This is a genomic window from Streptomyces sp. NPDC002787 (assembly GCF_053592095.1).
Genome location: NZ_JBSFVC010000005.1, coordinates 114,377 through 138,335, shown reverse-complemented (window position 1 = coordinate 138,335; position 23,959 = coordinate 114,377). Strand labels below are relative to the sequence as shown.

The following is a 23,959-nucleotide window of genomic DNA, read 5'->3' as shown; positions in this document are numbered from 1 at the left end:
CTTCAGTCTTCTCTCGGTCTCGATGGGGTCTGCGACTACCAGCGGTAGTGCGCGAAGGCCTTGTTGGACTCGGCCATCTTGTGCGTGTCCTCGCGCTTCTTCACAGCGGCACCCAGGCCGTTGGACGCGTCGAGAAGCTCGTTGAGCAGACGCTCGGTCATGGTCTTCTCGCGACGGGCGCGGGAGTAACCGACCAGCCAGCGCAGCGCGAGCGTGTTGGCACGACCGGGCTTGACCTCGATCGGAACCTGGTACGTCGCACCACCGACACGGCGGGACTTGACCTCGAGGGTCGGCTTGATGTTCTCCAGAGCGCGCTTCAGCGTGATGATCGGGTCGTTGCCCGTCTTCTCACGCAGGCCCTCCATGGCGCCGTAGACGATGCGCTCGGCGGTGGAGCGCTTGCCGTTCAGCAGCACCTTGTTGATGAGCGACGTGACAAGAGGAGAACCGTAGACCGGGTCGATGATGACCGGGCGCTTCGGGGCGGGGCCCTTACGAGGCATTCTTACTTCTCCTTCTTGGCGCCGTAGCGGCTGCGGGCCTGCTTGCGGTTCTTGACGCCCTGGGTGTCCAGGGAACCGCGGATGATCTTGTAGCGAACACCCGGCAGGTCCTTCACACGGCCACCACGCACGAGCACGATGGAGTGCTCCTGCAGGTTGTGTCCCTCACCCGGAATGTAAGCGGTGACCTCGATCCCGCTGGTCAGACGCACACGCGCGACCTTACGCAGGGCCGAGTTCGGCTTCTTCGGGGTGGTCGTGAACACACGCGTGCAGACGCCGCGGCGCTGGGGCGAACCCTCGAGCGCGGGCGTCTTGTTCTTCTCGACCTTGTCCTGCCGGCCCTTCCGGACCAGCTGCTGGATCGTAGGCACTACTTCTCCGGTTTCTGTGTGCCGAATGGTGAAGCTAACCCGGAACATTCGCCGACCCACGCGGTCGGGTGTGTCGAAACTGCAGACTCCCGCCGCAAGGCAGAAAGGGCGCAGAGTACGGCGGCCGCTTACGGCTCCCCCTGTGCGGTTGAAGGCACGCACGAGAGCCAGGGCACACCCCAGGCACAAGGTCTGAGCGTACCTACCTCATTCGCTATGGTCAAAACAAATGGGCAGGCGGGGGTTTAAGGGTGGGCACATCCGCACCGACAGGCACTGCCGGGCTCAGCTCCCGCTGCTCTACGCGACCCCCGCGATCAGGAAGAGCATCAGGAAGAAGGCCCAGCCGGCCACGGAGAGCCAGCCGAGGATGAGGCCGGCCAGGGCGAAGCCCTCACCGCCCTCGCCCGTGCGCTTCATCTCGGCGCGGGCGGTGTGGCCGAGAATGACGGCGGGGATGCCCGTCAGTCCCATCGTCATGGTCGTCAGCACACCGCAGACCATGGAGCCGACGGCCTTGCCGTTGGTGGGCGGGGGCAGGACGGGCGCCGGCATGAACGTTCTCGGGACCATGGGCGCCATGGCGGTCGGCTGCATCCCCGCGGGCCCCTGGGGCAGGTCGGCGACCAGCAGGGTCAGCTCGCCCACCGTGCGCGCCGTATAGGCCCTCTCGATGCGCTTCTCGTACTCCTCCTGCTGGAGGCGGCCCTCACTGAAGCCGGCCCGCAGGACATCCACGGCACGCTCACGATCGGCATGGGCGGCGAGCATCGAAGGGCTGCCGCCCTGCGCCTGCTGCCACGGCATCGGCTGCCACGAAGGGTTGGACACGAGAACACTCCCCCGGACTGGTTGTGCCTCCATGATGCTCCAACGTACGGCCCACGGCATCGGTTCCCCGCCCCACTTGTGTCCCGGTTCTGCCACACCGCCCCCGCTCACGAGCCCACCGGAGGGCGCTCGCCCCACAAGGGACGGGCTCCGGCCAGGCCTGGCCGGTCGCCGCCCGTTGCCCCCGTGGTCATCTCCAGTACGTCGACCGGTTGCGGGGTCGGAGGCATGGGCACAGGTGAACGCGGGGGCGCCGGCATGACCCGGGGGGACGGCCGGGAGACGTACACACGCGTGGGACGACGACGGCTTCGACGACCGCGTGCCCTTCCTCGCCCGCCTGGAGAAGGACGACCGCGTCGCGCTGCCGGCCGCCCGCCGCGTTACCGCCCCGCAGCGTGATCATGCACCAGGACGAGCCGTCCACCCATGTGGCGCTCCTCCTACACGGCTGGACCAAGGTCACGTTGCCCGTGCCGATGACCACCGCGTCGAAGGCCGTCGTCGTGGTTACTGTTCGGCGGCCTCTCGGGCGATCTGCTCGAACTGGGCACCCATGGCCTCGCCGAGCGCCTGGGCGGCGGAGAGCGGGCGCACCATCACCGTGAACTCGTCGATCTTCCCGTCGTCGTCGAAGTGCAGGAAGTCGCATCCCTGGAGCTGCTTGCCGGCGACGGTGGCGGTGAAGACGAAGGCGTGATCGCGGCCGTCGGGGTTGGCGATCTCACGGATGTAGGTGAAGTCCTCGAAGACCCGGAGCACGCCGCGCAGGATCGCCGCGGTGATCGCCTTGCCCGGGTACGGCTTGAAGGTGACGGGGCTGGTGAAGACGACGTCGTCGGCCAGCAGAGCGGCCACGGCCTCCAGGTCGCCGCTCTCGACGGCCTTGCGGAAGGGATGCATGAGCCCACCTCTGATAGTCAGAAATATGAATAGGTGTGGCGGAGACTAGAGGGCCCCTTAGGGCTTGTCTACAGGAAAGGGTGACTATTAGTCGCTTTGTTGATTAATCTGCTAGCGTGCAGCCATGGCTTTGCGGAACGCGGTGATGGCCGCGCTGCTGGAGGGCGAGGCGTCCGGGTACGACCTCGCGAAGGCGTTCGACGCGACGGTCGCCAACTTCTGGATGTCGACGCCCCAGCAGCTCTACCGGGAGCTGGAGCGCATGGAGGCCGAAGGACTCGTCACGGCCCGCGTCGTCGAGCAGGAGCGCCGCCCCAACAAGCGACTGTTCTCCTTGACGGAGGCCGGGCGGAAGGCCGTCCACGCCTACACCGCCGAGCCCTTGGGCAAACCGGCGGTGATCCGGGACGAGTTGCTTGTCAAGGTGCAGTGCCTGGACGTCGGCGACATGGAAGCGGTCCGGACCGCCATCGCCGAGCGCATGGAGTGGGCCACCGCCAAGCTGGCCCGCTACGAGAGGCTCCGGCAGCGTCTGCTCGACGGACGCTCGGAGGAGGCGTACTTCGCCGAGGCCGAGCGCATCGGCCCGTATCTCACCCTGCTGCGCGGGATGTCGTTCGAGCGGGAGAACCTCCAGTGGGGGGACACGGCGCTGCGCAGGCTCGAACAGCGCAAGGCCGCGCTCCGGGCCGACGGCTGACCTGCGGCGGTCCGACGCCGGTGACCTGACGCAGGGGCTGGGACCCGCCGAAGACGCGGTGGAAGCCGGGGAGTGCCTGGAGGGGGACCGCGGCGCCGGACATCGGTACCGCCATGGCGATGTCGCGGATCGACTGGACGATCCGCACTCCGCGGTCGGCCTGCAGTGCCACGGCGCCTACGGCCCGGTGAAGAGCAGTTCAGCACGAGGAGCCGCCGGCGTCGTCGCAAGCCAGAGCATCACACCGCTGGGGAGGTGTCCCCAGCGGACGCGGCCACCGGAAGCAGCGCCGGCCGCTTGGCCTGGCGGCCGTCGCCGGAGGAGCGGCCACGCAGGCGGCGGCCGACCCAAGGGCCGAGGAAGGTGCCGGCCCAGCGCAGTTCGGCACCCACGGTCCTCCAGACAGAGATGTCTGCCCCCGCGACCGGAAGGGGAAGGGTCCACTTGTCGTCGCTGCCCGGCAGACCGAGCGCCTGGGCCACGGCAGCCGCGATGCGCGCGTGTCCCAGCGGGCCGGCGTGCAGCCGGTCAGCACTCCACAACCGCGGATCGGTCGCCGCCGCGTGCGCGGCCGTCTCCGCCACCACCACGCCGTGGCGGTCGGCGGCCTCCCGGATACGTGCGTTGAGTGCGAGAACACGGTGCCCGATCGGGCGGGACAACGGGGTGATACGCCCGACGTCGGGAAACATGAGGGTCGCGACGGTGGCGCCCTGGGCGGTGAGAGCGGCGAACATCGCCTCGACGTGGCCCGCCACCTCGTCAAGGTCGCAGCTCGGGCGCAACACGTCGTTGACCCCAGCCACCACGGTGGCGAGGTCGGGCCGCATCGCGAGAGCCGGAGCGAGTTGCTCGGCGCGCACCTGACCGGCCTTACGGCCGCGCACCGCGAGGTTGGCGTAGAGCAGGCCGGGGCTGTGGCGGGCGACCTGCTCGGCGAGCCGGTCCGCCCAGCCCCGGAGACCACGGACGTCGTCGCCGTCCCCGAGCCCCTCGGTGTGACTGTCGCCCAGGGCGACATAGCGCAGATACCCACTGCTAGACACGGGGCCGACCGCCTCTCGTCAACGCTGCTGATGGAAGTGGCACACGGCCATCGCTAAACAACTAGGCACCTAGTCGCATTGTTGAATATGAGGATAGCTGCGGGCTCACCTTCCCGCAAAGTAACGCCGCTCAGGCACGAGCTGAGGCCGTCGAGGGCGGTCCACTGCCTCGGCCCCGAGGAGGAGGGGGTAGTCGCACGACTCCTCGCCTCCCACCCAGACCCGCACACCCGGCTCCACGGCTCGCGGGCCCACCTGGAGCGCGGACGCTGAGCCCCCCGGGGCGAGGGAACCCCGGCAACGCCGAAGGGCGGCCACCCGAAGGTGACCGCCCCTCAACTCAAGCGACTGCAGCCGCTCGCCTACTGGTTGTACGGACCGTAGTCGTAGTCCTCCAGCGGGACGGCCTGGCCGGAGCCCGTGCCGAACGGCGAGTAGTCGATGTCGTCGTAGCCGACGGCCGAGTACATCGCGGCCTTGGCCTCCTCGGTCGGCTCGACCCGGATGTTGCGGTAGCGGGACAGACCCGTACCGGCCGGGATGAGCTTACCGATGATGACGTTCTCCTTGAGGCCGATGAGGCTGTCGGACTTGGCGTTGATCGCCGCGTCCGTCAGGACCCTCGTCGTCTCCTGGAAGGACGCCGCCGACAGCCAGGACTCCGTGGCCAGCGAGGCCTTGGTGATACCCATGAGCTGCGGACGACCGGAGGCCGGGTGACCGCCCTCCTGGACCACACGACGGTTCTCGGTCTCGAACTTCGAGCGCTCGACCAGCTCACCGGGCAGCAGCTCGGCGTCGCCGGACTCGATGATCGTCACGCGGCGGAGCATCTGCCGGATGATGATCTCGATGTGCTTGTCGTGGATCGACACACCCTGCGAGTTGTAGACCTTCTGGACCTCGCCGACCAGGTGGACCTGGACGGCACGCTGGCCCAGGATGCGCAGCACGTCGTGCGGGTTGGTGGCACCCACGGTGAGCTTCTGGCCCACCTCGACGTGCTCGCCCTCGCTGACCATCAGACGGGCACGCTTGGAGATGGGGTAGGCCATCTCGTCGCTGCCGTCGTCCGGGGTGACGACGATCTTCTTGGTCTTCTCGGTCTCCTCGATCCGCACGCGGCCGGAGGCCTCGGAGATCGGGGCGACACCCTTCGGGGTACGGGCCTCGAAGAGCTCGACGACACGCGGCAGACCCTGGGTGATGTCGTCACCGGCCACACCACCGGTGTGGAAGGTACGCATCGTCAGCTGGGTACCGGGCTCACCGATGGACTGGGCGGCGATGATGCCGACCGCCTCACCGATGTCGACCAGCTTGCCGGTGGCCAGGGAGCGGCCGTAGCACATGGCGCACGTGCCGACCTTGGACTCACAGGTCAGGATCGAGCGGGTCTTGACCTCCTCGACACCGTGGTGCACGAGCTGGTCGATGAGCACGTCGCCCAGGTCCACGTTGGCCGGCGCGATCACCTTGCCGTCGATGACGACGTCCTCGGCGAGCATGCGAGCGTAGACGCTGGTCTCGACGTCCTCGGCCTTGCGCAGGACACCGGTCTCGTCCTTCGAGGCGATCCGCAGCTTCAGACCGCGCTCGGTGCCACAGTCCTCCTCGCGGATGATGACGTCCTGCGAGACGTCCACCAGACGACGGGTCAGGTAACCCGAGTCGGCGGTACGCAGGGCGGTGTCCGCCAGACCCTTACGGGCACCGTGCGTGGAGATGAAGTACTCCAGCACGGACAGACCCTCACGGAACGAGGCCTTGATCGGACGCGGGATGGTCTCGTTCTTCGCGTTCGACACCAGACCACGCATACCGGCGATCTGACGCATCTGCATCATGTTGCCTCGTGCACCCGAGTTCACCATCATGAAGATCGGGTTGGTCTTCGGGAAGTTGTCGTTCATCGCCTCGGCGACCTCGTTGGTCGCCTTGGTCCAGATCGCGATGAGCTCCTGCGTGCGCTCGTCCTTGGTGATCAGACCGCGCTCGTACTGCTTCTGGACCTTCTCGTCCTGCGCCTCGTACCCGCGGACGATCTCCTTCTTCGCCTCGGGAACGACGACGTCGGAGATGGCCACGGTGACACCGGAACGGGTCGCCCAGAAGAAGCCGGCGGCCTTCAGGTTGTCGAGCGTCGCCGCCACGATGACCTTGGGGTAGCGCTCGGCGAGGTCGTTGACGATCTCGGAGAGCTGCTTCTTGCCGACCTCATAGTCGACGAACGGGTAGTCCTCGGGCAGCAGCTCGTTGAAGAGCGCGCGGCCCAGCGTGGTCTTCAGGGTGAAGCTGTCACCCTGCTGCCACTCGGGCTCGCCCTCCTCGCGGGCCGGCGGGGTCCAGCCGCGCGGCGGGATGGTGCCCACCGGGAAGCGGATGTCCACGCGCGACTGCAGCGAGAGCTCGCCGGCGTCGAACGCCATGATCGCCTCGGCGACCGACGAGAACGAGCGGTCCTCGCCCTTGACGTCACGCATCTCGCCGTCGGTGGTGAGGAAGAACAGACCGAGGACCATGTCCTGGGTCGGCATCGTCACCGGACGGCCGTCGGCGGGCTTGAGGATGTTGTTCGAGGACAGCATCAGGATGCGGGCCTCGGCCTGCGCCTCCGCGGAGAGCGGCAGGTGGACGGCCATCTGGTCACCGTCGAAGTCCGCGTTGAACGCGGTGCAGACGAGCGGGTGGATCTGGATGGCCTTGCCCTCGACCAGCTGCGGCTCGAAGGCCTGGATGCCGAGGCGGTGCAGGGTGGGAGCACGGTTCAGCAGCACCGGGTGCTCGGCGATGACCTCTTCGAGGACGTCGTACACGACGGTGCGGCCGCGCTCCACCATGCGCTTGGCGCTCTTGATGTTCTGCGCGTGGTTGAGGTCGACGAGCCGCTTCATCACGAACGGCTTGAAGAGCTCCAGCGCCATCGCCTTCGGCAGACCGCACTGGTGCAGCTTCAGCTGCGGACCGACGACGATCACGGAACGCGCGGAGTAGTCCACACGCTTACCGAGCAGGTTCTGACGGAATCGACCCTGCTTACCCTTCAGCATGTCGCTGAGGGACTTCAGCGGGCGGTTACCGGGACCGGTGACCGGACGGCCACGACGACCGTTGTCGAACAGCGCGTCGACGGCCTCCTGGAGCATGCGCTTCTCGTTGTTCACGATGATCTCGGGCGCGCCGAGGTCGAGAAGCCGCTTCAGTCGGTTGTTCCGGTTGATCACACGGCGGTACAGGTCGTTCAGGTCGGAGGTCGCGAAGCGGCCACCGTCCAGCTGCACCATCGGGCGGAGGTCCGGCGGGATGACCGGCACGCAGTCGAGCACCATGCCCTTGGGGCTGTTGCTGGTCTGCAGGAACGCGGAGACGACCTTGAGGCGCTTGAGCGCACGGGTCTTCTTCTGGCCCTTGCCGGTACGGATGATCTCGCGGAGACGCTCGGCCTCCTCGTCCAGGTCGAAGGACTCCAGGCGCTTCTGCAGCGCCGCGGCACCCATCGAACCGTCGAAGTACGTGCCGAAGCGGTCACGCAGCTCGCGGTAGAGGAGCTCGTCGCCCTCCAGGTCCTGGACCTTGAGGTTCTTGAACCGGGTCCACACCTCGTCGAGACGGTCGATCTCGCGCTGCGTACGGTCGCGCAGCTGCTTCATCTCACGCTCGGCACCTTCGCGCACCTTGCGGCGCACATCGGCCTTGGCGCCCTCGGCCTCCAGCTCGGCCAGGTCGGTCTCGAGCTTCTTGGCGCGGGCCTCCAGGTCGGCGTCCCGGCGGTTCTCGATCTGCTGCCGCTCGACGGAGACGTGCGCCTCCAGGGAGGGCAGGTCGCGGGTGCGGCGCTCCTCGTCGACGTACGTGATCATGTACGCCGCGAAGTAGATGACCTTCTCGAGGTCCTTCGGGGCGAGGTCGAGCAGGTAGCCCAGCCGCGACGGAACGCCCTTGAAGTACCAGATGTGGGTGACGGGAGCGGCCAGTTCGATGTGGCCCATCCGCTCACGGCGCACCTTGGCGCGCGTGACCTCGACGCCACAGCGCTCACAGATGATGCCCTTGAAGCGGACGCGCTTGTACTTGCCGCAGTAGCACTCCCAGTCCCGGGTCGGACCGAAGATCTTCTCGCAGAAGAGTCCGTCCTTTTCGGGCTTGAGCGTGCGGTAGTTGATCGTCTCGGGCTTCTTGACCTCGCCGTGGCTCCACTGACGGATGTCGTCAGCGGTGGCCAGACCGATCCGGAGCTCGTCGAAGAAGTTGACGTCGAGCACTATGCGTCAATCCCTCTCAGGGTTGTAAGTCATGGGGTCTGATACGGGGGTCCTGGGGCCGGCGGCCTTCATGGCGAAGGCCGCCGAACTCCCGTCAGACCTCTTCGACGCTGCTCGGCTCACGCCGGGACAGGTCGATGCCAAGCTCCTCCGCAGCGCGGAAGACGTCCTCGTCGGTGTCGCGCATCTCGATGGACATGCCGTCCGAGGACAGCACCTCCACGTTGAGGCACAGGGACTGCATCTCCTTGATGAGAACCTTGAAGGACTCGGGGATGCCGGGCTCGGGAATGTTCTCGCCCTTGACGATGGCCTCGTAGACCTTCACGCGGCCGGTGACGTCGTCGGACTTGATGGTCAGCAGCTCCTGGAGGGCGTACGCGGCGCCATAAGCCTCCAGCGCCCACACCTCCATCTCACCGAAGCGCTGGCCACCGAACTGGGCCTTACCACCCAGCGGCTGCTGGGTGATCATCGAGTACGGACCGGTCGACCGGGCGTGCAGCTTGTCGTCGACCAGGTGGTGCAGCTTGAGGATGTACATGTAGCCGACCGAGATCGGCTCCGGGAACGGCTCACCCGAGCGGCCGTCGAACAGCGGCGCCTTGCCGGACGGGAGCACCATGCGCTCGCCGTCGCGGTTCGGGATCGTGTGCTCCAGCAGACCGGCGAGCTCGTCCTCGCGGGCACCGTCGAAGACCGGGGTCGCGACGTTGGTGCCGGGGGCGACGGAGTCGGCGCCGATGACCTGCAGACGCTGGGCCCACTCGTCGGCGAGACCGGAGACGTCCCAGCCGCGGCTGGCGAGCCAGCCGAGGTGGATCTCCAGGACCTGTCCCGGGTTCATTCGGGACGGCACACCCAGCGGGTTGAGGATGATGTCGACCGGAGTTCCGTCCTCGAGGAACGGCATGTCCTCGATGGGAAGGATCTTCGAGATGACACCCTTGTTGCCGTGACGGCCGGCGAGCTTGTCACCGTCGGTGATCTTGCGCTTCTGCGCCACGTACACGCGCACCAGCTGGTTGACACCGGGCGGAAGCTCGTCGCCCTCCTCGCGGTCGAAGACGCGGACGCCGATGACCTTGCCGATCTCGCCGTGCGGCACCTTCAGCGAGGTGTCACGGACCTCACGGGCCTTCTCACCGAAGATCGCGCGCAGCAGGCGCTCCTCCGGCGTCAGCTCGGTCTCACCCTTGGGCGTGACCTTGCCGACGAGGATGTCACCGGCGACGACCTCGGCACCGATACGGATGATGCCGCGCTCGTCGAGGTCGGCGAGGACCTCCTCGGAGACGTTCGGGATGTCCCGGGTGATCTCCTCGGGGCCGAGCTTGGTGTCACGGGCGTCGACCTCGTGCTCCTCGATGTGGATCGAGGAGAGGACGTCGTCCTGCACGAGGCGCTGCGACAGGATGATCGCGTCCTCGTAGTTGTGACCCTCCCACGGCATGAACGCGACCAGCAGGTTCTTGCCGAGCGCCATCTCGCCGTTCTGGGTGGCCGGACCGTCGGCGAGGACCTGGCCCTCGATGATCCGGTCGCCCTCGTTGACGATGACCTTCTGGTTGACCGAGGTGCCCTGGTTGGAGCGGGCGAACTTGGCCAGGCGGTACGTGATGTACGTGCCGTCGTCGTTGGCGGTGGTGATGTAGTCCGCGGAGACCTCCTGGACCACACCCGCCTTCTCGGCCTTGACCACGTCGCCGGCGTCGACGGCGGAGCGGTACTCCATGCCGGTGCCGACGAGCGGGGACTCGCTCTTGATGAGCGGGACGGCCTGCCGCATCATGTTCGCGCCCATGAGGGCACGGTTGGCGTCGTCGTGCTCCAGGAACGGAATCATGGCGGTCGCGACCGACACCATCTGGCGCGGCGAGACGTCCATGTAGTCCACGTCGTCACCGGCGACGTAGTCGACCTCGCCGCCACGACGGCGGACCAGGACCCGGTTCTCGGCGAACCGCATGCCGTCGTCGAGCGTGGCGTTGGCCTGCGCGATGACGAACCGGTCCTCTTCGTCGGCCGTCAGGTAGTCGACCTCGTCGGTGACGACACCGTCGGTGACCCGGCGGTAGGGCGTCTCCACGAAACCGAACGCGTTGACGCGGCCGTAGGAGGCGAGCGAACCGATCAGACCGATGTTCGGGCCTTCGGGCGTCTCGATCGGGCACATACGGCCGTAGTGGGACGGGTGCACGTCACGGACCTCGAAGCCGGCCCGCTCACGGGACAGACCACCGGGACCCAGCGCCGAGAGACGACGCTTGTGCGTCAGACCCGACAGCGGGTTGTTCTGGTCCATGAACTGCGACAGCTGGCTGGTGCCGAAGAACTCCTTGATGGAGGCGACGACCGGCCGGATGTTGATCAGGGTCTGGGGCGTGATCGCCTCGACGTCCTGGGTCGTCATCCGCTCGCGGACGACACGCTCCATACGCGCCAGACCCGTACGGACCTGGTTCTGGATGAGCTCGCCGACGCTGCGCAGACGACGGTTGCCGAAGTGGTCGATGTCGTCGGTCTCGACGACGATCGTCTGGCCGTTGTCGGCGGCCGTCTCGGTCTCGCCCGCGTGCAGCTTCACCAGGTACTTGATCGTCGAGATGACGTCCTCGACGGTCAGGACGCCCGCGTCGAGCGGAGCCTCCGCACCCAGCTTCTTGTTGACCTTGTAGCGGCCGACCTTCGCGAGGTCGTAGCGCTTGGGGTTGAAGTACAGGTTCTCGAGCAGCGTCTGCGCGGCCTCACGCGTGGGGGGCTCGCCCGGACGCAGCTTGCGGTAGATGTCGAGCAGCGCGTCGTCCTGGCCCTGGGTGTGGTCCTTCTCCAGGGTGGCGCGCATGGACTCGTACTCGCCGAACTCCTCCAGGATCTGCTCGGTGGTCCAGCCGAGGGCCTTGAGGAGGACGGTCACGGACTGCTTGCGCTTGCGGTCGATACGCACACCGACCATGTCGCGCTTGTCGATCTCCATCTCCAGCCAGGCACCCCGGGACGGGATGATCTTGGCGGAGAAGATGTCCTTGTCGGAGGTCTTGTCGATGGAGGAGTCGAAGTAGACACCGGGCGAGCGGACCAGCTGGGACACCACGACACGCTCGGTGCCGTTGATCACGAAGGTGCCCTTGTGCGTCATGAGCGGGAAGTCGCCCATGAAGACCGTCTGGGACTTGATCTCGCCGGTCTCGTTGTTGGTGAACTCGGCCGTGACGAAGAGCGGAGCCGCGTACGTGAAGTCGCGGTCCTTGCACTCGTCGATGCTGTTCTTCGGCGGCTCGAAGCGGTGGTCGCGGAAGGTCAGCGACATCGACCCGGAGAAGTCCTCGATCGGGGAGATCTCCTCGAAGATCTCCTCCAGACCGGACTTGGTGGGGACGTCCTGTCCGTTCTCCAGAGCCTCCTCGACCCGACTCTGCCAGGCGGTGTTGCCGAGCAGCCAGTCAAAGCTCTCGGTCTGCAGCGCGAGCAGGTTGGGAACCTCGAGAGGCTCCTTGATCTTTGCAAAGGAGATGCGCAGCGGGGCGGTGCTGGCGCCGTTGTTCGTATTCGCGGTCGAGGCGTTGCGCGAGGCGGCCAAGAGGGGGTCCTTCCGAGGGCTCGGACTCACTACGCGCGTACCGGCCCCTCTCCTGCGCAAAGAGACCAGGCAGTTCCTGAACGGACTGGAAGGCCAGATCAGGAATGGTCTGTTCGTCGATGCTCAAGCGAGGGCATGCCCCTGGTGACGGGCAGGGGACAGCTAACAGGCAGCGCAAAGGGTCAGTGTAGCCACTTGGCACACTGATGTCCAGTGCGGGTTTCTCGAGACCCTCGTTGTTCTCGACACCTACGCAAGCCCACGCCCTCAATGCACGTTGATACTGCCCTCTTCGTCGTCGATCCATGCCTCGGAGTTCGGATCGGTGTGACGACGCGTCCTGAGAATTGCGCGCTGCGTGCGGTTCGTCAAGGCCCCTCATGCCCGATCCCGGTGCCGCGATCGTCACTCGCAGCTCGTCACCTAGGGCGTTCGGAGGCAGGACGAAGATCACCATACTCGTCGCCACCGACAGTGCAAGGCAGTCGTCGCTCGACGTCCCGGAACGCCGAAGGGCGACCACCCAGTTGGGTGATCGCCCTTCAGTGCGTTCGCGTTACAGCCTCGAACAAAATTTCGACACGCGTCTCAGAACTGTTCAGAACTGTCTCGCACGGATCCTCGCGGACCCTGAGGTGCTGGCGGACCAGCGAGGCCTTACTTGACCTCGACGGAGGCGCCGGCGGCCTTGAGGGACTCGGCGGCCTTCTCGGCGGCGTCCTTGGCGACCTTCTCGAGAACGGGCTTGGGGGCGCCGTCCACGAGGTCCTTGGCCTCCTTCAGGCCAAGGGAGGTCAGCTCACGCACGACCTTGATGACCTGGATCTTCTTGTCACCGGCGCCGGTGAGGACGACGTCGAACTCGTCCTTCTCCTCGACGGCCTCGGCCGGGGCGCCGGGGACGGCGGGGCCGGCAACGGCGACGGCCGCGGCGGCGGTGACGTCGAACTTCTCCTCGAACGCCTTCACGAACTCGGAGAGCTGGATGAGGGTCATGCCCTCGAACTCGGCGAGCAGTTCGTCCTGGGTGAGAGCCACGATGGCTTCCTTCCACTAATTCGGCTGGTGCCGGGGTGTACATGTCTGGCGGGCGTACGACGGCCCGCTACGACCGCTGTCGGAGGCGGACTGCCTCAGGCGGCGGTCATTTCGCGAGCCGAGTTACTCGGCACCGCCCTGCTCTTCTTGCTTGGCACGAAGCGCGTCCACGGTGCGGACGAGCTTCGAGGGAAGCGCCTGGAAGAGCTGCGCAGCCTGGGACTGCTTGCCCTTGAAGGCACCCGCCAGCTTGGAGAGCAGAACCTCGCGGGACTCGAGGTCCGCGAGCTTCTTGATCTCGTCGGCGGACAGCGCCTTGCCGTCAAGGACACCGCCCTTGATGACGAGGTTCGGGTTGTCCTTGGCGAAGTCACGAAGACCCTTAGCCGACTCCACCGGGTCACCGGTGACGAAGGCGACCGCCGTCGGACCGTTGAACAGGTCGTCGAGCGTCGTGATCCCGGCCTCGTTGGCCGCAATCTTGGTCAGCGTGTTCTTCACCACGGCGTACTGGGCGTTCTCACCGAGCGAACGACGCAGCGTCTTGAGCTGCGCCACGGTGAGACCCCGGTACTCGGTCAGCACGGCGGCGTTCGAGCTACGGAACTGCTCCGTGAGCTCGGCCACCGCGGCAGCCTTGTCGGGCCTTGCCATAGAGCGTCGGCCTCCTTCCGGGTGATGAGGACCGCTCGGAAGGGGCTGGGGGAAAACGAAACGCCCCGGCGCAGGCGCACGGGGCGTGGCTCGACCGGACGAATTCCGTACGATCACGGAACCGGACCAGGAGCAACTTCCACAGTCACCTACGCGGGTCGTCCGCAGTTCAGCGGATCCTTCGGCCACCGAGTCCTCTCACGAGCACACGGCAACGACCAGCGGTCTTTGGCTTCTCCGAGAGCGTAGATGACACACGGCGTGTCAAGCAAATCCGCTCCGGGAGCCGCCTCTCAGCTCACTCCGCTCAGCTCACTCCGCCCTCGTCCGCCAGTCCGCCGACGTCCACGGTGTCGTCGGTCGCCGGGGCCTCGACGGTCACCGAGGGGTCGTCGTCCAGGAAGGCGACGGTCATGTCGAGCGGTCCGGTGTCGACCGTGCGCCCCTCGCCGTCCAACGTGCTGGTCTCCCCCTTCAGCCGGAACTGCTTGGCCCGGCCGTCCCCGTCGACCCACAGATCCATGGTGAGCGCGCTGCCGAAGCGCAGGCCGAGGCCCGTGAGCTGGTCGAGCCCGGTGATCAGCTGCTCCCGGGTCGCCTCGTCCTCGGCGGCGCCCTGCGCGGCCCTCAGCCCCTTGGTCGTGACCGAGCCCCGGTAGTGGGTGGTCGGGGTGCCGTCCACGGTCTCGCTGCCGCTCTCCTTCACGTCCTCGGCGCCGGTCAGGATCGTGGACTGCAGCAGCGGGCTGCCCTGCAGTTGGCGGGGCAGGACACCGTAGGACTGGTTGTCGGCGGCACCCTTGCCCCACACGGCCGGCTCGGCCTTGATCCAGCTCTTCCCCGCCGTGTCGCCGAGGACCGTCGTGTCGCCCTGTACGTACATGGCCCCGTCGACGAACCGGATCTCCAGTGGCCGGTCCTCGGTCTCGCCCAGCCCGGTCAGCTCCATGCGCATGGCTGACGTCTTCACCGCCATGGAGGCCTCGGCCCTCACCTTCCCGTGCTCCGGCAGCGTCCCGGTCACCCGGTAGCGCAGGAAGGCCACATCCTCGGTCTGCACCGAGGCCCGCGCGACGGCCTCGCTGGGCGTCAGGTCCTCCTCGGCGCCGCAGGCGGTGGCGCCGCCTGCCAGCAGCACGGCCGTGGCGGCCATACCGAGGGCTCTACGACGGGGCAGCGCACCGCGCCTGGCAAACCTCATGTGTCCCCCTGGAACCTCATGCCCCACCTGTGTGGGCCGGAAGGGACCCTAACCGCGCCGAGTTCGAACTGTCCCGCGATTTCAGCTGGTCGGCAGATTGCTCATCAGGTCCTTGTAGTCGACGGTCCGGGCGGCCGGCGGCTCCTTCACCGACACCTCGACGCCGTAGTCGCTGTAGTGGACCGTGGAGTTCAGCGCACCGTTCGCGGTGTCGCTCTTCTCGACCTTCTTGACCAGCAGGTTGTCGTCGTTGATCCAGAGGTCGATGTCCGCGGTGGTGATACCGGACGCCTTGAGCTGTTCCTCCAGCTCGGCCCGCGTCTCCTCACCGAGGTTCGCGTTCCGCTCCTGGATGTCGGCGACGTTCACCGTGCCCGCGTAGTGCGTGGTCCGCTCACCGCGCACATCCTGCTCGCCGACCTTCTCGATGTCGCCGGAGGCCAGCAGGAGCCGTACGGACTGGTTCGGCGTGACGCTCTCGAAGTGCTCCCGCACATAGGCACCGGAGGCCCCGCCGATCATCTCGTCCATGTCGTGGTACGCGTACCTGATCCACCGCTTGCCGCCGTACTGCCCGGCGAACAGGTCGCCCATGTCCGCGTAGTAGGCGTCGGGGAGATAGCGGGCCTCGGTGGAGGTGATGCCCAGCCGGCCCATCTGGTCGGCCGCCTGGCCGCCGGTGTAGGTGATGGTCATGGTTCCTTGGAGGCCGTCGGCCCAGTCGACCTCGCCGTGCGCCTCGATGGACATCAGATCGCCCATGTCCCCGGTGGACTCGATCCTCGCCGAGTCGGCGTCGCCGGTGGACCTGTCCGCGAGCTTCAGCGCCGCGAACGCAGCGCCCCGTCCGCCCTCGCCCGAGTCCGAGGACCCGCAGGCCGCCACCCCCGTCAGCGCGGCCACCACCGCGAACGACACAGCCGTACGGCGACACGTGGTCGTCCTGGTCATCCGTCCCCACCCCCAGGGAGATTCACCGCGCTCCGCACACCAGGGCAGCACACTCGCGCGTCAATGCCCACCCGTACGCCGGAGAGACCCGCAAGAGGCCCCTGTGCCGGAAAGGGGCGAGCCCCGCACCTCGAAAGGTGCGGGGCTCGTCCTCGGGCTCTGCGTCCGCGACGCGGCTGCCGGTGAGCGTCAGGCTCAGACGGCGGCCGGGTCCTCCTCGACGAGGAGGTTGCGGGTGCGGTTGGAGTCGACCGGGATGCCGGGGCCGATCGTGGTGCTGATCGCGGCCTTCTTGATGTAGCGACCCTTGGCGGCCGACGGCTTCAGACGGAGGATCTCCTCCAGCGCCGCGGCGTAGTTCTCCACCAGCTTGGTGTCGTCGAACGACGTCTTGCCGATGATGAAGTGCAGGTTCGAGTGCTTGTCGACGCGGAACTCGATCTTGCCGCCCTTGATGTCGTTGACGGCCTTCACGACGTCCGGGGTCACGGTGCCGGTCTTGGGGTTCGGCATGAGACCACGGGGACCGAGCACGCGGCCGAGGCGGCCGACCTTGCCCATGAGGTCCGGGGTGGCGACGACGGCGTCGAAGTCCAGACGGCCCTTCGACACCTCGTCGATCAGCTCGTCGGAGCCGACGATGTCGGCGCCCGCGGCGAGTGCGGCCTCGGCACGGTCACCGGTCGCGAAGACCAGGACCCGGGCGGTCTTACCGGTGCCGTGCGGGAGGTTCACGGTGCCACGGACCATCTGGTCGGCCTTGCGCGGGTCGACACCCAGACGGAAGGCGACCTCGACGGTGCCGTCGAACTTGGTCGTGGAGGTCTCCTTGGCGAGACGGACGGCCTCGAGCGGGGCGTACAGCTTGTCCCGGTCGATCTTGGCGTCCGCAGCGCGGAGAGCCTTGCTGCGCTTGCTCACAACTGCTCCTGTGTGTTCTGAAAGGAGTCGTGGTGTACGGGCCGAGCAGGCCCTACCACGGTGGTTCTACGAAGGTGGGGTTCAGCCCTCGACCGTGACGCCCATGGAACGCGCGGTACCGGCGATGATCTTCGCGGCGGCGTCCAGGTCGTTGGCGTTGAGGTCGGGCATCTTGGTCGTGGCGATCTCGCGGACCTGCGCCTCGGTGATCTTGGCGACCTTGGTCTTGTGCGGCTCGCCGGAGCCCTTCTCGATACCCGCGGCCTTGAGGATCATCTTGGCGGCCGGGGGCGTCTTGGTGACGAAGGTGAAGGAGCGGTCCTCGTAGACCGTGATCTCCACCGGGATGACCCAACCGCGCTGCGACTCGGTCGCGGCGTTGTAGGCCTTGCAGAACTCCATGATGTTGACGCCGTGCTGACCCAGCGCCGGGCCGACCGGCGGAGCCGGGTTGGCCGCACCGGCCTGGATCTGGAGCTTGATGAGCCCCGTGACCTTCTTCTTCTTGGGAGGCATAGCTCTCCGGGTCCTTTCGATTCGAGTGCGCCCCCACCCAGGTCGCGTCCCGGATGAAGGCATACCGCACAACGATAACGGGTATAGATGCGCGGCCAAAAACCGAGCAGGTCAGACAAGCGATGAGAGCTTGCCTGACCTGGTCGGAAGCGTACGGTCCGAAGAAACTCAGTTCTTCTGGATCTGGTCGAACGACAGCTCGACCGGTGTCTCGCGGCCGAAGATCTCCACGAGACCCTTGACCTTCTTCGAGTCCGCGTTGATCTCGTTGATCGTCGCCTGCAGGGTGGCGAACGGGCCATCGGTGACGGTGACCGAGTCGCCGACCTCGAAGTCCAGCACCTGGACCTCGACCTTGCGGGCGGGCGCCGGCTTGCCCTCGGCCTCGGCCGCCTCACGGGCCGCCTTCTCCTCGGCCTCCGGCGCGAGCATCTTGACGATCTCGTCCAGGGTCAGCGGGTACGGGTCGTAGGCGTTGCCCACGAAGCCGGTGACACCGGGCGTGTTACGGACGACGCCCCAGGACTCGTTCGTCAGGTCCATGCGCACCAGGACGTAGCCGGGGAGCTTGTTCTGGCGGATGGTCTTGCGCTCGCCGTTCTTGATCTGCGCGACCTCTTCCTGCGGCACCTCGGCCTGGAAGATGAAGTCCTCGACGTTCAGCGAGACGGCACGCTGTTCGAGGTTGGTCTTCACGCGGTTCTCGTAACCGGCGTACGTGTGGATGACGTACCACTCGCCGGGCAGGGTCCGCAGTTCCTCACGCAGGGCCTCGACGGGGTCGACCGGCTCGGTCTCCTCCTCGACGGCCTCTTCGGCCGCGTCCGCGTCCTCGGAGTCGTCGGCGTCCTCGCCGTCCTCGACGTGAACGGCCGCTTCCTCGGCCGGTTCCCCCGCCTCGGCTTCGGCAGCCTCGAACTCGTCGACCTCGTCCGCTCCCTCGACGATGTCGAGCTCATCATCCACGGACTCGTCCGGCTCGATGGCGTCGTTCAGGTTCGGGTCAGACACGTGGCTGCTTCTTCCTGGATACATGGGGGTGGAACACGCGAAAGGGGCGCCAGGTTACGGCGCCCTTCGCTCTCGGCTCAGCCGAAGACGTACTTGGCGGCCTTGTCGAGTCCGAAGTCAATCACAGTAACAAGACCGATCATGATCACAACGAAGACGATGACCACCGTGGTGTAGGTCGTCAGCTGGGAGCGGGTCGGCCAGACGACCTTCCGCAGCTCCGCGACGATCTGGCGGTAGAAGAGCGCGAGGCGCTTCAGCGGGCCCTTCTTGGCGCGCTTGCCGCCCTTGCGGGTCTTCTTCTTGTCCTCGGGCACCTCGTCCTGGGCATCAGGCGTGTCGATGGAGCCCACGGCGTCCGTCATTCATCCTCACCTGATTCCGGTCCGGGTCGTGGCCGTGCCGCGCCCGGTCTGAGCCGCACGGCGGAACATTGCTGTACGTACATGCGCACACATCCTGGCGTGAGGAGTGTGTAGCAGGGCCGGAGGGACTTGAACCCCCAACCGCTGGTTTTGGAGACCAGTGCTCTACCAATTGAGCTACGACCCTTTGCGGTTCTCCCCCAACGTACCGCATCCGACCGAGTGCTCGGTGTGCACCTGGTGGGCGCGGCCGGTGAAGGCCAACGAGGAGAGAGCATACGTGGTCCGAGGCCTGCCGTCGAACAGAAAGCGTCCGTAGGGGCGTTGGCCGCCGAAGATCGACCGTTCCCCGAGCCCGGATACGGACGGTTGTTCCCGGGCTGTTCACTGGGTGAAACCCGCGTGCCGGGCGCGTTTCGGGTCTGGAACGATGGGCCCCATGAGCGCTGCAACCCCTCCCACCGAGCGCCGGGTCTCCGCCCGAGTCGGCGCGATCTCCGAGTCCGCCACCCTCGCCGTGGACGCCAAGGCCAAGGCCCTCAAGGCCGCCGGGCGTCCGGTGATCGGCTTCGGCGCCGGTGAGCCCGACTTCCCGACCCCGGACTACATCGTCGAGGCGGCCGTCGAGGCCTGCAAGAACCCGAAGTACCACCGCTACACGCCGGCCGGTGGTCTGCCCGAGCTGAAGGCCGCGATCGCCGCGAAGACCCTGCGCGACTCCGGGTACGAGGTCGACCCGTCGCAGGTCCTCGTCACCAACGGCGGCAAGCAGGCCATCTACGAGGCGTTCGCCGCGATCCTCGACCCGGGCGACGAGGTGATCGTCCCGGCGCCGTACTGGACGACCTACCCGGAGTCGATCCGTCTCGCCGGCGGTGTCCCGGTCGAGGTCGTCGCCGACGAGACCACCGGCTACCGCGTCTCCGTCGAGCAGCTGGAGGCGGCCCGCACGGAGAAGACGAAGGTCGTCCTGTTCGTCTCCCCGTCCAACCCGACCGGCGCGGTCTACAGCGCCGAGGACGCCGAGGCGATCGGCCGCTGGGCCGTCGAGCACGGCCTGTGGGTTCTGACGGACGAGATCTACGAGCACCTGGTCTACGGGGACGCGAAGTTCACCTCGCTGCCGGCGATCCTGCCCGAGCTGCGCGACAAGTGCGTCGTGGTCAACGGTGTCGCGAAGACGTACGCGATGACCGGCTGGCGCGTCGGGTGGATCATCGGCCCCAAGGACGTGGTCAAGGCCGCGACGAACCTCCAGTCGCACGCCACGTCGAACGTGTCGAACGTGGCGCAGGTCGCCGCCCTCGCCGCCGTCTCCGGCGATCTCACCGCCGTCGCCGAGATGCGCGAGGCCTTCGACCGCCGCCGCAAGACGATCGTGCGGATGCTCAACGAGATCGAGGGCGTGTTCTGCCCGGAGCCGGAGGGCGCGTTCTACGCCTACCCGTCGGTGAAGGACCTCATCGGCAAGGAGATCCGCGGCAAGCGCCCGCAGGACACGGTCGAGCTGGCCGCGCTGATCCTGGAGGAGGCCGAGGTCGCGGTCGTACCCGGAGAGGCGTTCGGCACACCCGGCTATCTGCGCCTGTCGTACGCCCTGGGTGACGAGGATCTCGTCGAGGGTGTCTCCCGCATCCAGAAGCTGCTGGCGGAGGCGACGGACTGAGGGCCTGAGCGTCCGCTCCAAGGGGGCGGGCGCCTCCGAAATTTCGGAGGCGCCCGCCCCCTTCATATGTGCGAGCAAGACCACGTTCGGGGATTCCGCTACCGGGACGGCACGGACGTGCGGCAGGATCCTGCAATGGAGCGTGTACGTGATCTCTCTGAACTGCCCAAGGCCCATCTGCATCTGCACTTCACCGGGTCGATGCGGCCCGCCACCGTGCTGGAACTGGCCGACAAGCACGGGGTGCGGCTGCCCGACGCGCTGACGGAGGCGCTGACCAGCGGGGAACCGCCGAAGCTGCGGGCGACCGACGAGCGCGGGTGGTTCCGCTTCCAGCGGCTGTACGACGCGGCGCGCTCGTGTCTGCGGGAGCCGGAGGACATCCAGCGGCTGGTGCGGGAGGCCGCGGAGGAGGATGTGCGGGACGGATCGGGCTGGCTGGAGATCCAGGTGGACCCGACGTCGTACGCACCCCGGCTGGGCGGGCTGATCCCGGCGCTGGAGATCATCCTGGACGCGGTGGACACGACCGCGCGGGAGACCGGGCTCGGGATGCGGGTGCTGGTGGCCGCGAACCGGATGAAGCACCCGCTGGACGCGCGCACGCTGGCCCGGCTGGCGGTGCGGTACGCGGACCGGGGCGTGGTCGGCTTCGGGCTCTCCAACGACGAACGCCGGGGCATGGCGAGGGATTTCGACCGGGCCTTCGCCATCGCGCGTGAGGGCGGTCTGCTGGCGGCGCCGCACGGCGGTGAGCTGACCGGTCCGTCGTCGGTACGGGACTGTCTGGACGACCTGCACGCCTCCCGGATCGGGCACGGGGTGCGCGCGGCGGAGGATTCGAGGCTGCTGAAGCGGCTCGCGGACCGGCAGATCACCTGCGAGGTGTGCCCGGCCTCCAACGTCGCGCTCGGTGTCTACGAGAAGCCCGAGGACGTCCCTCTGAGGACGCTGTTCGAGGCCGGTGTCCCGATGGCGCTCGGCGCGGACGACCCTCTGCTGTTCGGCTCCCGCCTCGCGGCACAGTACGAGATCGCCCGCCACCAGCACGGTTTCACGGACGCCGAACTCGCCGAGCTGGCGCGCCAGTCGGTACGTGGCTCGGCGGCCCCGGAGGATGTGAAGCGGAAGCTGCTGGCGGGGGTCGACGACTGGATCACCGCCTGAGGCCGCCGTCGCGTGGCCCGGCGGGGGCCCGGCGCTCCTCCACGAGGACTGCTCTCAGAGGCTGACGCCCACCGTGACCGGCTCGTTGACCAGGGTGATCCCGAAGGCGTCCCGGACTCCGGCGACGACCTCGCGGGCCAGCGTGAGCAGGTCCTCGGTGGTGGCCGCGCCCCGGTTGGTGAGGGCGAGGGTGTGCTTGGTGGAGATCCGGGCGGGGCCGGTGCCGTACCCCTTGGTGAAGCCCGCCTTGTCGATCAGCCAGGCCGCGGAGGTCTTGGTGTGGCCGTGGCCCGCGGCGTACGCGGGCGGGGTGACGTCGTCCCCGAGGCGCTCCCGCACGCGCGCGTGGAATGCGGCGAACTCCTCGTCCGTGAGGATCGGGTTGGTGAAGAACGACCCGGCGGACCAGGTGTCGTGGTCCTCGGGGTCGAGCACCATGCCCTTCCCGGCCCGCAGCTTCAGCACGGTCTCGCGGGCCTGGGCCAGCGGCACCCGGTCACCGGGCTCGACGCCCAGCACCCGTGCCGTCTCGGCGTACTTGATCGGCCCCGACAGTCCGTCCGCGTCCTCCAGTTCGAACCGGACGCGCAGGACGACGTACCGCTCGGGCTCCTCCTTGAAGCGGCTGTGCCGGTACGAGAAGGCGCACTCGGCGTTCGGGACGGTGACCGTCTCGCGGGTGAGGCGGTCGTAGGCGACGACCTCGGTGATGGTGGAGGCCACCTCCTGCCCGTACGCGCCCACGTTCTGGATCGGTGTCGCACCCGCGGAGCCCGGGATACCGGCGAGGCACTCGATCCCGGCGAGCCCGGCCTCGACGGTCCGGGCGACCGCGTCGGTCCACACCTCGCCGGCGGCCAGCTCCAGCCGCGTCCCGTCGAGCACGAAGCCCTTCGTCGCGATGACCAGCGCGGTTCCGGCGAAGCCCTTGTCGCCGATGACCAGGTTGGACCCGCCGCCGATGAGCAGCAGCGGCGTACCGGCGTCGTCGGCCTCGCGGACGCAGGCGATCACCTCGTCGTCGCTGGTGGCGGTGATCAGCCGTCGCGCGGGCCCGCCCAGGCGGAAGGTGGTCAGCGGGGCGAGGGGGGCGTCGTGGAGTTCCTGCACGGGCTCAAGAGTACGAGACGGGCCCCACGCCTTCTGATGGGCGTGCGGCCCGTGGGGCCCATAAGGGGCGCGGGAAACTGCCCGACAAAGCGACGGCGAGCCCGTTGGCTCAGGTCCGAGCCTCTTCTTCACCTCATTGACCTCAAGCGGAGTTGAGGTCCTAGCGTGCCGGGGACGTGCACCGACTGACGGCAGGAAGAGACGACGATGATCCTCGTGACCGGCGCGACCGGAAACATCGGGAGCGCACTGTTGGCGCAGTTACGCATGAGCGGTGTCACCGCTGTACGCGCGCTGAGCCGCGATCCCGTGCGGGCCTCGTTCCCGGAGGGCACCGACGCGGTCGAGGGCGATCTCACTCGGCCGGTCTCGCTGAAGGCCGCGCTGGAAGGGGTTCGCGCACTGTTCCTGCTGTCGGGCATGGGGGCGGAGGCGGAAGTCCTCGCGGCCGCGCGGCAGGCGGGTGTGGAGCATGTGGTGCTCGTGTCGTCGATCACGGTACTGACGCATCCGCACCTCGCCCCGGCCGCCGAGAACCTGGCCGTCGAACGCTGGCTCAAGGACAGCGGCATGGCCTGGACGATCCTGCGGCCGACGCAGTTCGCCTCGAACACCCTGTGGTGGGCCGGATCGATCCGTGAGGAGGGCGTGGTCCGGGCCCCCTACGCGGACATCGGGCTGCCCACCATCCATCCCTCGGACATCGCGGCGGTGGCGTGCGGGGCGCTGACCGGGCCGGGCCACCAGGGGGCGGCCTACGCGCTGACCGGGCCGGAGCGCGTCACGGTCCGCCAGCAGGTCGCGGCCATCTCCGCGGCGCTGGGCCGTGAGGTGACCTTGGTGGAGATCGACCGGGCGGCCGCCCACCGGCGGATGGTCTCCTTGCTGGGGGACGACATCGCGGCGGCCGTACTCGATCTGATGGGCGGGGACGTCAACGACGAGTTGCTGAAGGTGCGTGACGGGGTGTCGCGCGTCACGGGCCGCCCGGCCAGGTCGTTCCGGCAGTGGGCGGCGGAGAACCAGGCCGCCTTCCGTTGAGCCGGGACGCATCGGTAGTCCATTGCGCCGGACGCATCGGGTATTCCACTGAGCTGGACGCAACGGTAAGGGACGCCCCGCGATGGAGGACGCCCCTTACTTCGCCGCATCGCGAC

General features: G+C 67.7%; 20 protein-coding genes, 1 tRNA gene and 1 pseudogene. 5 read left to right on the top strand and 17 right to left on the bottom strand.

Annotated elements, in window-relative coordinates; all coding sequences use genetic code 11:
• Positions 1 to 35: 35 nt before the first annotated feature.
• From rpsG to ACWD26_RS08630, 3 genes are all read right to left on the bottom strand, one after another.
• The gene (gene rpsG / locus ACWD26_RS08640; protein ID WP_003992340.1) at positions 36 to 506 is read right to left on the bottom strand and encodes a 30S ribosomal protein S7; all 471 of its coding nucleotides are present in this window, start codon (positions 504 to 506) and stop codon (positions 36 to 38) included.
• Between the two features lie 2 nt (positions 507 to 508).
• Positions 509 to 880, bottom strand: coding sequence for a 30S ribosomal protein S12 (gene rpsL / locus ACWD26_RS08635; RefSeq protein WP_003948652.1), 372 nt, complete (start codon positions 878 to 880; stop codon positions 509 to 511).
• Positions 881 to 1,180: 300 nt separating this feature from the next.
• Entirely contained in the window at positions 1,181 to 1,651 is a 471-nt protein-coding gene (locus ACWD26_RS08630) for a DUF1707 and DUF4190 domain-containing protein (protein WP_451268026.1), read from the bottom strand.
• A 382-nt stretch (positions 1,652 to 2,033) separates the two neighbouring features.
• On the opposite strand from ACWD26_RS08630, the pseudogene ACWD26_RS08625 reads away from it, so the two are divergent.
• A pseudogene (locus ACWD26_RS08625) lies at positions 2,034 to 2,178 on the top strand (Crp/Fnr family transcriptional regulator); the annotation flags it as partial.
• A gap of 43 nt (positions 2,179 to 2,221) precedes the next feature.
• Here ACWD26_RS08625 and ACWD26_RS08620 read toward each other — a convergent pair.
• Entirely contained in the window at positions 2,222 to 2,614 is a 393-nt protein-coding gene (locus ACWD26_RS08620; protein WP_451267635.1) for a nuclear transport factor 2 family protein, read from the bottom strand.
• A gap of 124 nt (positions 2,615 to 2,738) precedes the next feature.
• Here ACWD26_RS08620 and ACWD26_RS08615 point away from each other — a divergent pair, with 124 nt between their 5' ends.
• Positions 2,739 to 3,314: a PadR family transcriptional regulator gene (locus tag ACWD26_RS08615; protein WP_451267633.1), complete on the top strand. Its 576-nt coding sequence runs from the start codon at positions 2,739 to 2,741 to the stop codon at positions 3,312 to 3,314.
• Positions 3,315 to 3,553: 239 nt separating this feature from the next.
• Here ACWD26_RS08615 and ACWD26_RS08610 read toward each other — a convergent pair whose 3' ends face one another.
• The 12 genes from ACWD26_RS08610 to ACWD26_RS08555 all read right to left on the bottom strand — a co-directional run bounded on the left by ACWD26_RS08610 (position 3,554) and on the right by ACWD26_RS08555 (position 19,046).
• The gene (locus tag ACWD26_RS08610; RefSeq protein WP_451267631.1) at positions 3,554 to 4,360 is read right to left on the bottom strand and encodes an SGNH/GDSL hydrolase family protein; all 807 of its coding nucleotides are present in this window, start codon (positions 4,358 to 4,360) and stop codon (positions 3,554 to 3,556) included.
• 362 nt (positions 4,361 to 4,722) lie between these two features.
• Positions 4,723 to 8,622: a DNA-directed RNA polymerase subunit beta' gene (locus ACWD26_RS08605; RefSeq protein ID WP_451267629.1), complete on the bottom strand. Its 3,900-nt coding sequence runs from the start codon at positions 8,620 to 8,622 to the stop codon at positions 4,723 to 4,725.
• A gap of 94 nt (positions 8,623 to 8,716) precedes the next feature.
• On the bottom strand, positions 8,717 to 12,202 hold the full coding sequence (gene rpoB / locus ACWD26_RS08600; protein WP_451267627.1) for a DNA-directed RNA polymerase subunit beta: 3,486 nt from the start codon (positions 12,200 to 12,202) through the stop codon (positions 8,717 to 8,719).
• 657 nt (positions 12,203 to 12,859) lie between these two features.
• Positions 12,860 to 13,243, bottom strand: coding sequence for a 50S ribosomal protein L7/L12 (gene rplL / locus ACWD26_RS08595; protein WP_451268024.1), 384 nt, complete (start codon positions 13,241 to 13,243; stop codon positions 12,860 to 12,862).
• A 120-nt stretch (positions 13,244 to 13,363) separates the two neighbouring features.
• Positions 13,364 to 13,894: a 50S ribosomal protein L10 gene (gene rplJ / locus ACWD26_RS08590; RefSeq protein ID WP_451267625.1), complete on the bottom strand. Its 531-nt coding sequence runs from the start codon at positions 13,892 to 13,894 to the stop codon at positions 13,364 to 13,366.
• 307 nt (positions 13,895 to 14,201) lie between these two features.
• Positions 14,202 to 15,095 (bottom strand): hypothetical protein, encoded by an 894-nt coding sequence (locus tag ACWD26_RS08585; protein ID WP_451267623.1) that lies wholly within the window; start codon positions 15,093 to 15,095, stop codon positions 14,202 to 14,204.
• 81 nt (positions 15,096 to 15,176) lie between these two features.
• Positions 15,177 to 16,046 carry a hypothetical protein gene (locus tag ACWD26_RS08580; RefSeq protein ID WP_451267621.1) on the bottom strand — a complete coding sequence of 290 codons (870 nt, stop codon included), beginning with the start codon at positions 16,044 to 16,046 and terminating at the stop codon, positions 15,177 to 15,179.
• Between the two features lie 195 nt (positions 16,047 to 16,241).
• Entirely contained in the window at positions 16,242 to 16,967 is a 726-nt protein-coding gene (gene rplA / locus ACWD26_RS08575) for a 50S ribosomal protein L1 (protein WP_451267619.1), read from the bottom strand.
• Between the two features lie 81 nt (positions 16,968 to 17,048).
• Entirely contained in the window at positions 17,049 to 17,483 is a 435-nt protein-coding gene (gene rplK, locus ACWD26_RS08570) for a 50S ribosomal protein L11 (protein ID WP_033528316.1), read from the bottom strand.
• A gap of 168 nt (positions 17,484 to 17,651) precedes the next feature.
• On the bottom strand, positions 17,652 to 18,494 hold the full coding sequence (gene nusG, locus ACWD26_RS08565) for a transcription termination/antitermination protein NusG (protein WP_451267616.1): 843 nt from the start codon (positions 18,492 to 18,494) through the stop codon (positions 17,652 to 17,654).
• Positions 18,495 to 18,571: 77 nt separating this feature from the next.
• Positions 18,572 to 18,859: a preprotein translocase subunit SecE gene (gene secE / locus ACWD26_RS08560; protein ID WP_033528314.1), complete on the bottom strand. Its 288-nt coding sequence runs from the start codon at positions 18,857 to 18,859 to the stop codon at positions 18,572 to 18,574.
• A gap of 114 nt (positions 18,860 to 18,973) precedes the next feature.
• Positions 18,974 to 19,046, bottom strand: a tRNA-Trp gene (locus ACWD26_RS08555).
• Between the two features lie 252 nt (positions 19,047 to 19,298).
• On the opposite strand from ACWD26_RS08555, the gene ACWD26_RS08550 reads away from it, so the two are divergent.
• Entirely contained in the window at positions 19,299 to 20,525 is a 1,227-nt protein-coding gene (locus ACWD26_RS08550) for a pyridoxal phosphate-dependent aminotransferase (protein ID WP_451267614.1), read from the top strand.
• 135 nt (positions 20,526 to 20,660) lie between these two features.
• A complete protein-coding gene (locus ACWD26_RS08545) occupies positions 20,661 to 21,692 on the top strand; it encodes an adenosine deaminase (RefSeq protein WP_451267612.1) in 1,032 nt (343 codons plus the stop codon).
• Between the two features lie 54 nt (positions 21,693 to 21,746).
• Here ACWD26_RS08545 and ACWD26_RS08540 read toward each other — a convergent pair whose 3' ends face one another.
• On the bottom strand, positions 21,747 to 22,802 hold the full coding sequence (locus tag ACWD26_RS08540) for a UDP-N-acetylmuramate dehydrogenase (RefSeq protein WP_451267610.1): 1,056 nt from the start codon (positions 22,800 to 22,802) through the stop codon (positions 21,747 to 21,749).
• Between the two features lie 207 nt (positions 22,803 to 23,009).
• On the opposite strand from ACWD26_RS08540, the gene ACWD26_RS08535 reads away from it, so the two are divergent.
• The gene (locus ACWD26_RS08535; protein WP_451267608.1) at positions 23,010 to 23,843 is read left to right on the top strand and encodes an NAD(P)H-binding protein; all 834 of its coding nucleotides are present in this window, start codon (positions 23,010 to 23,012) and stop codon (positions 23,841 to 23,843) included.
• The last annotated feature ends 116 nt before the right edge of the window (positions 23,844 to 23,959 follow it).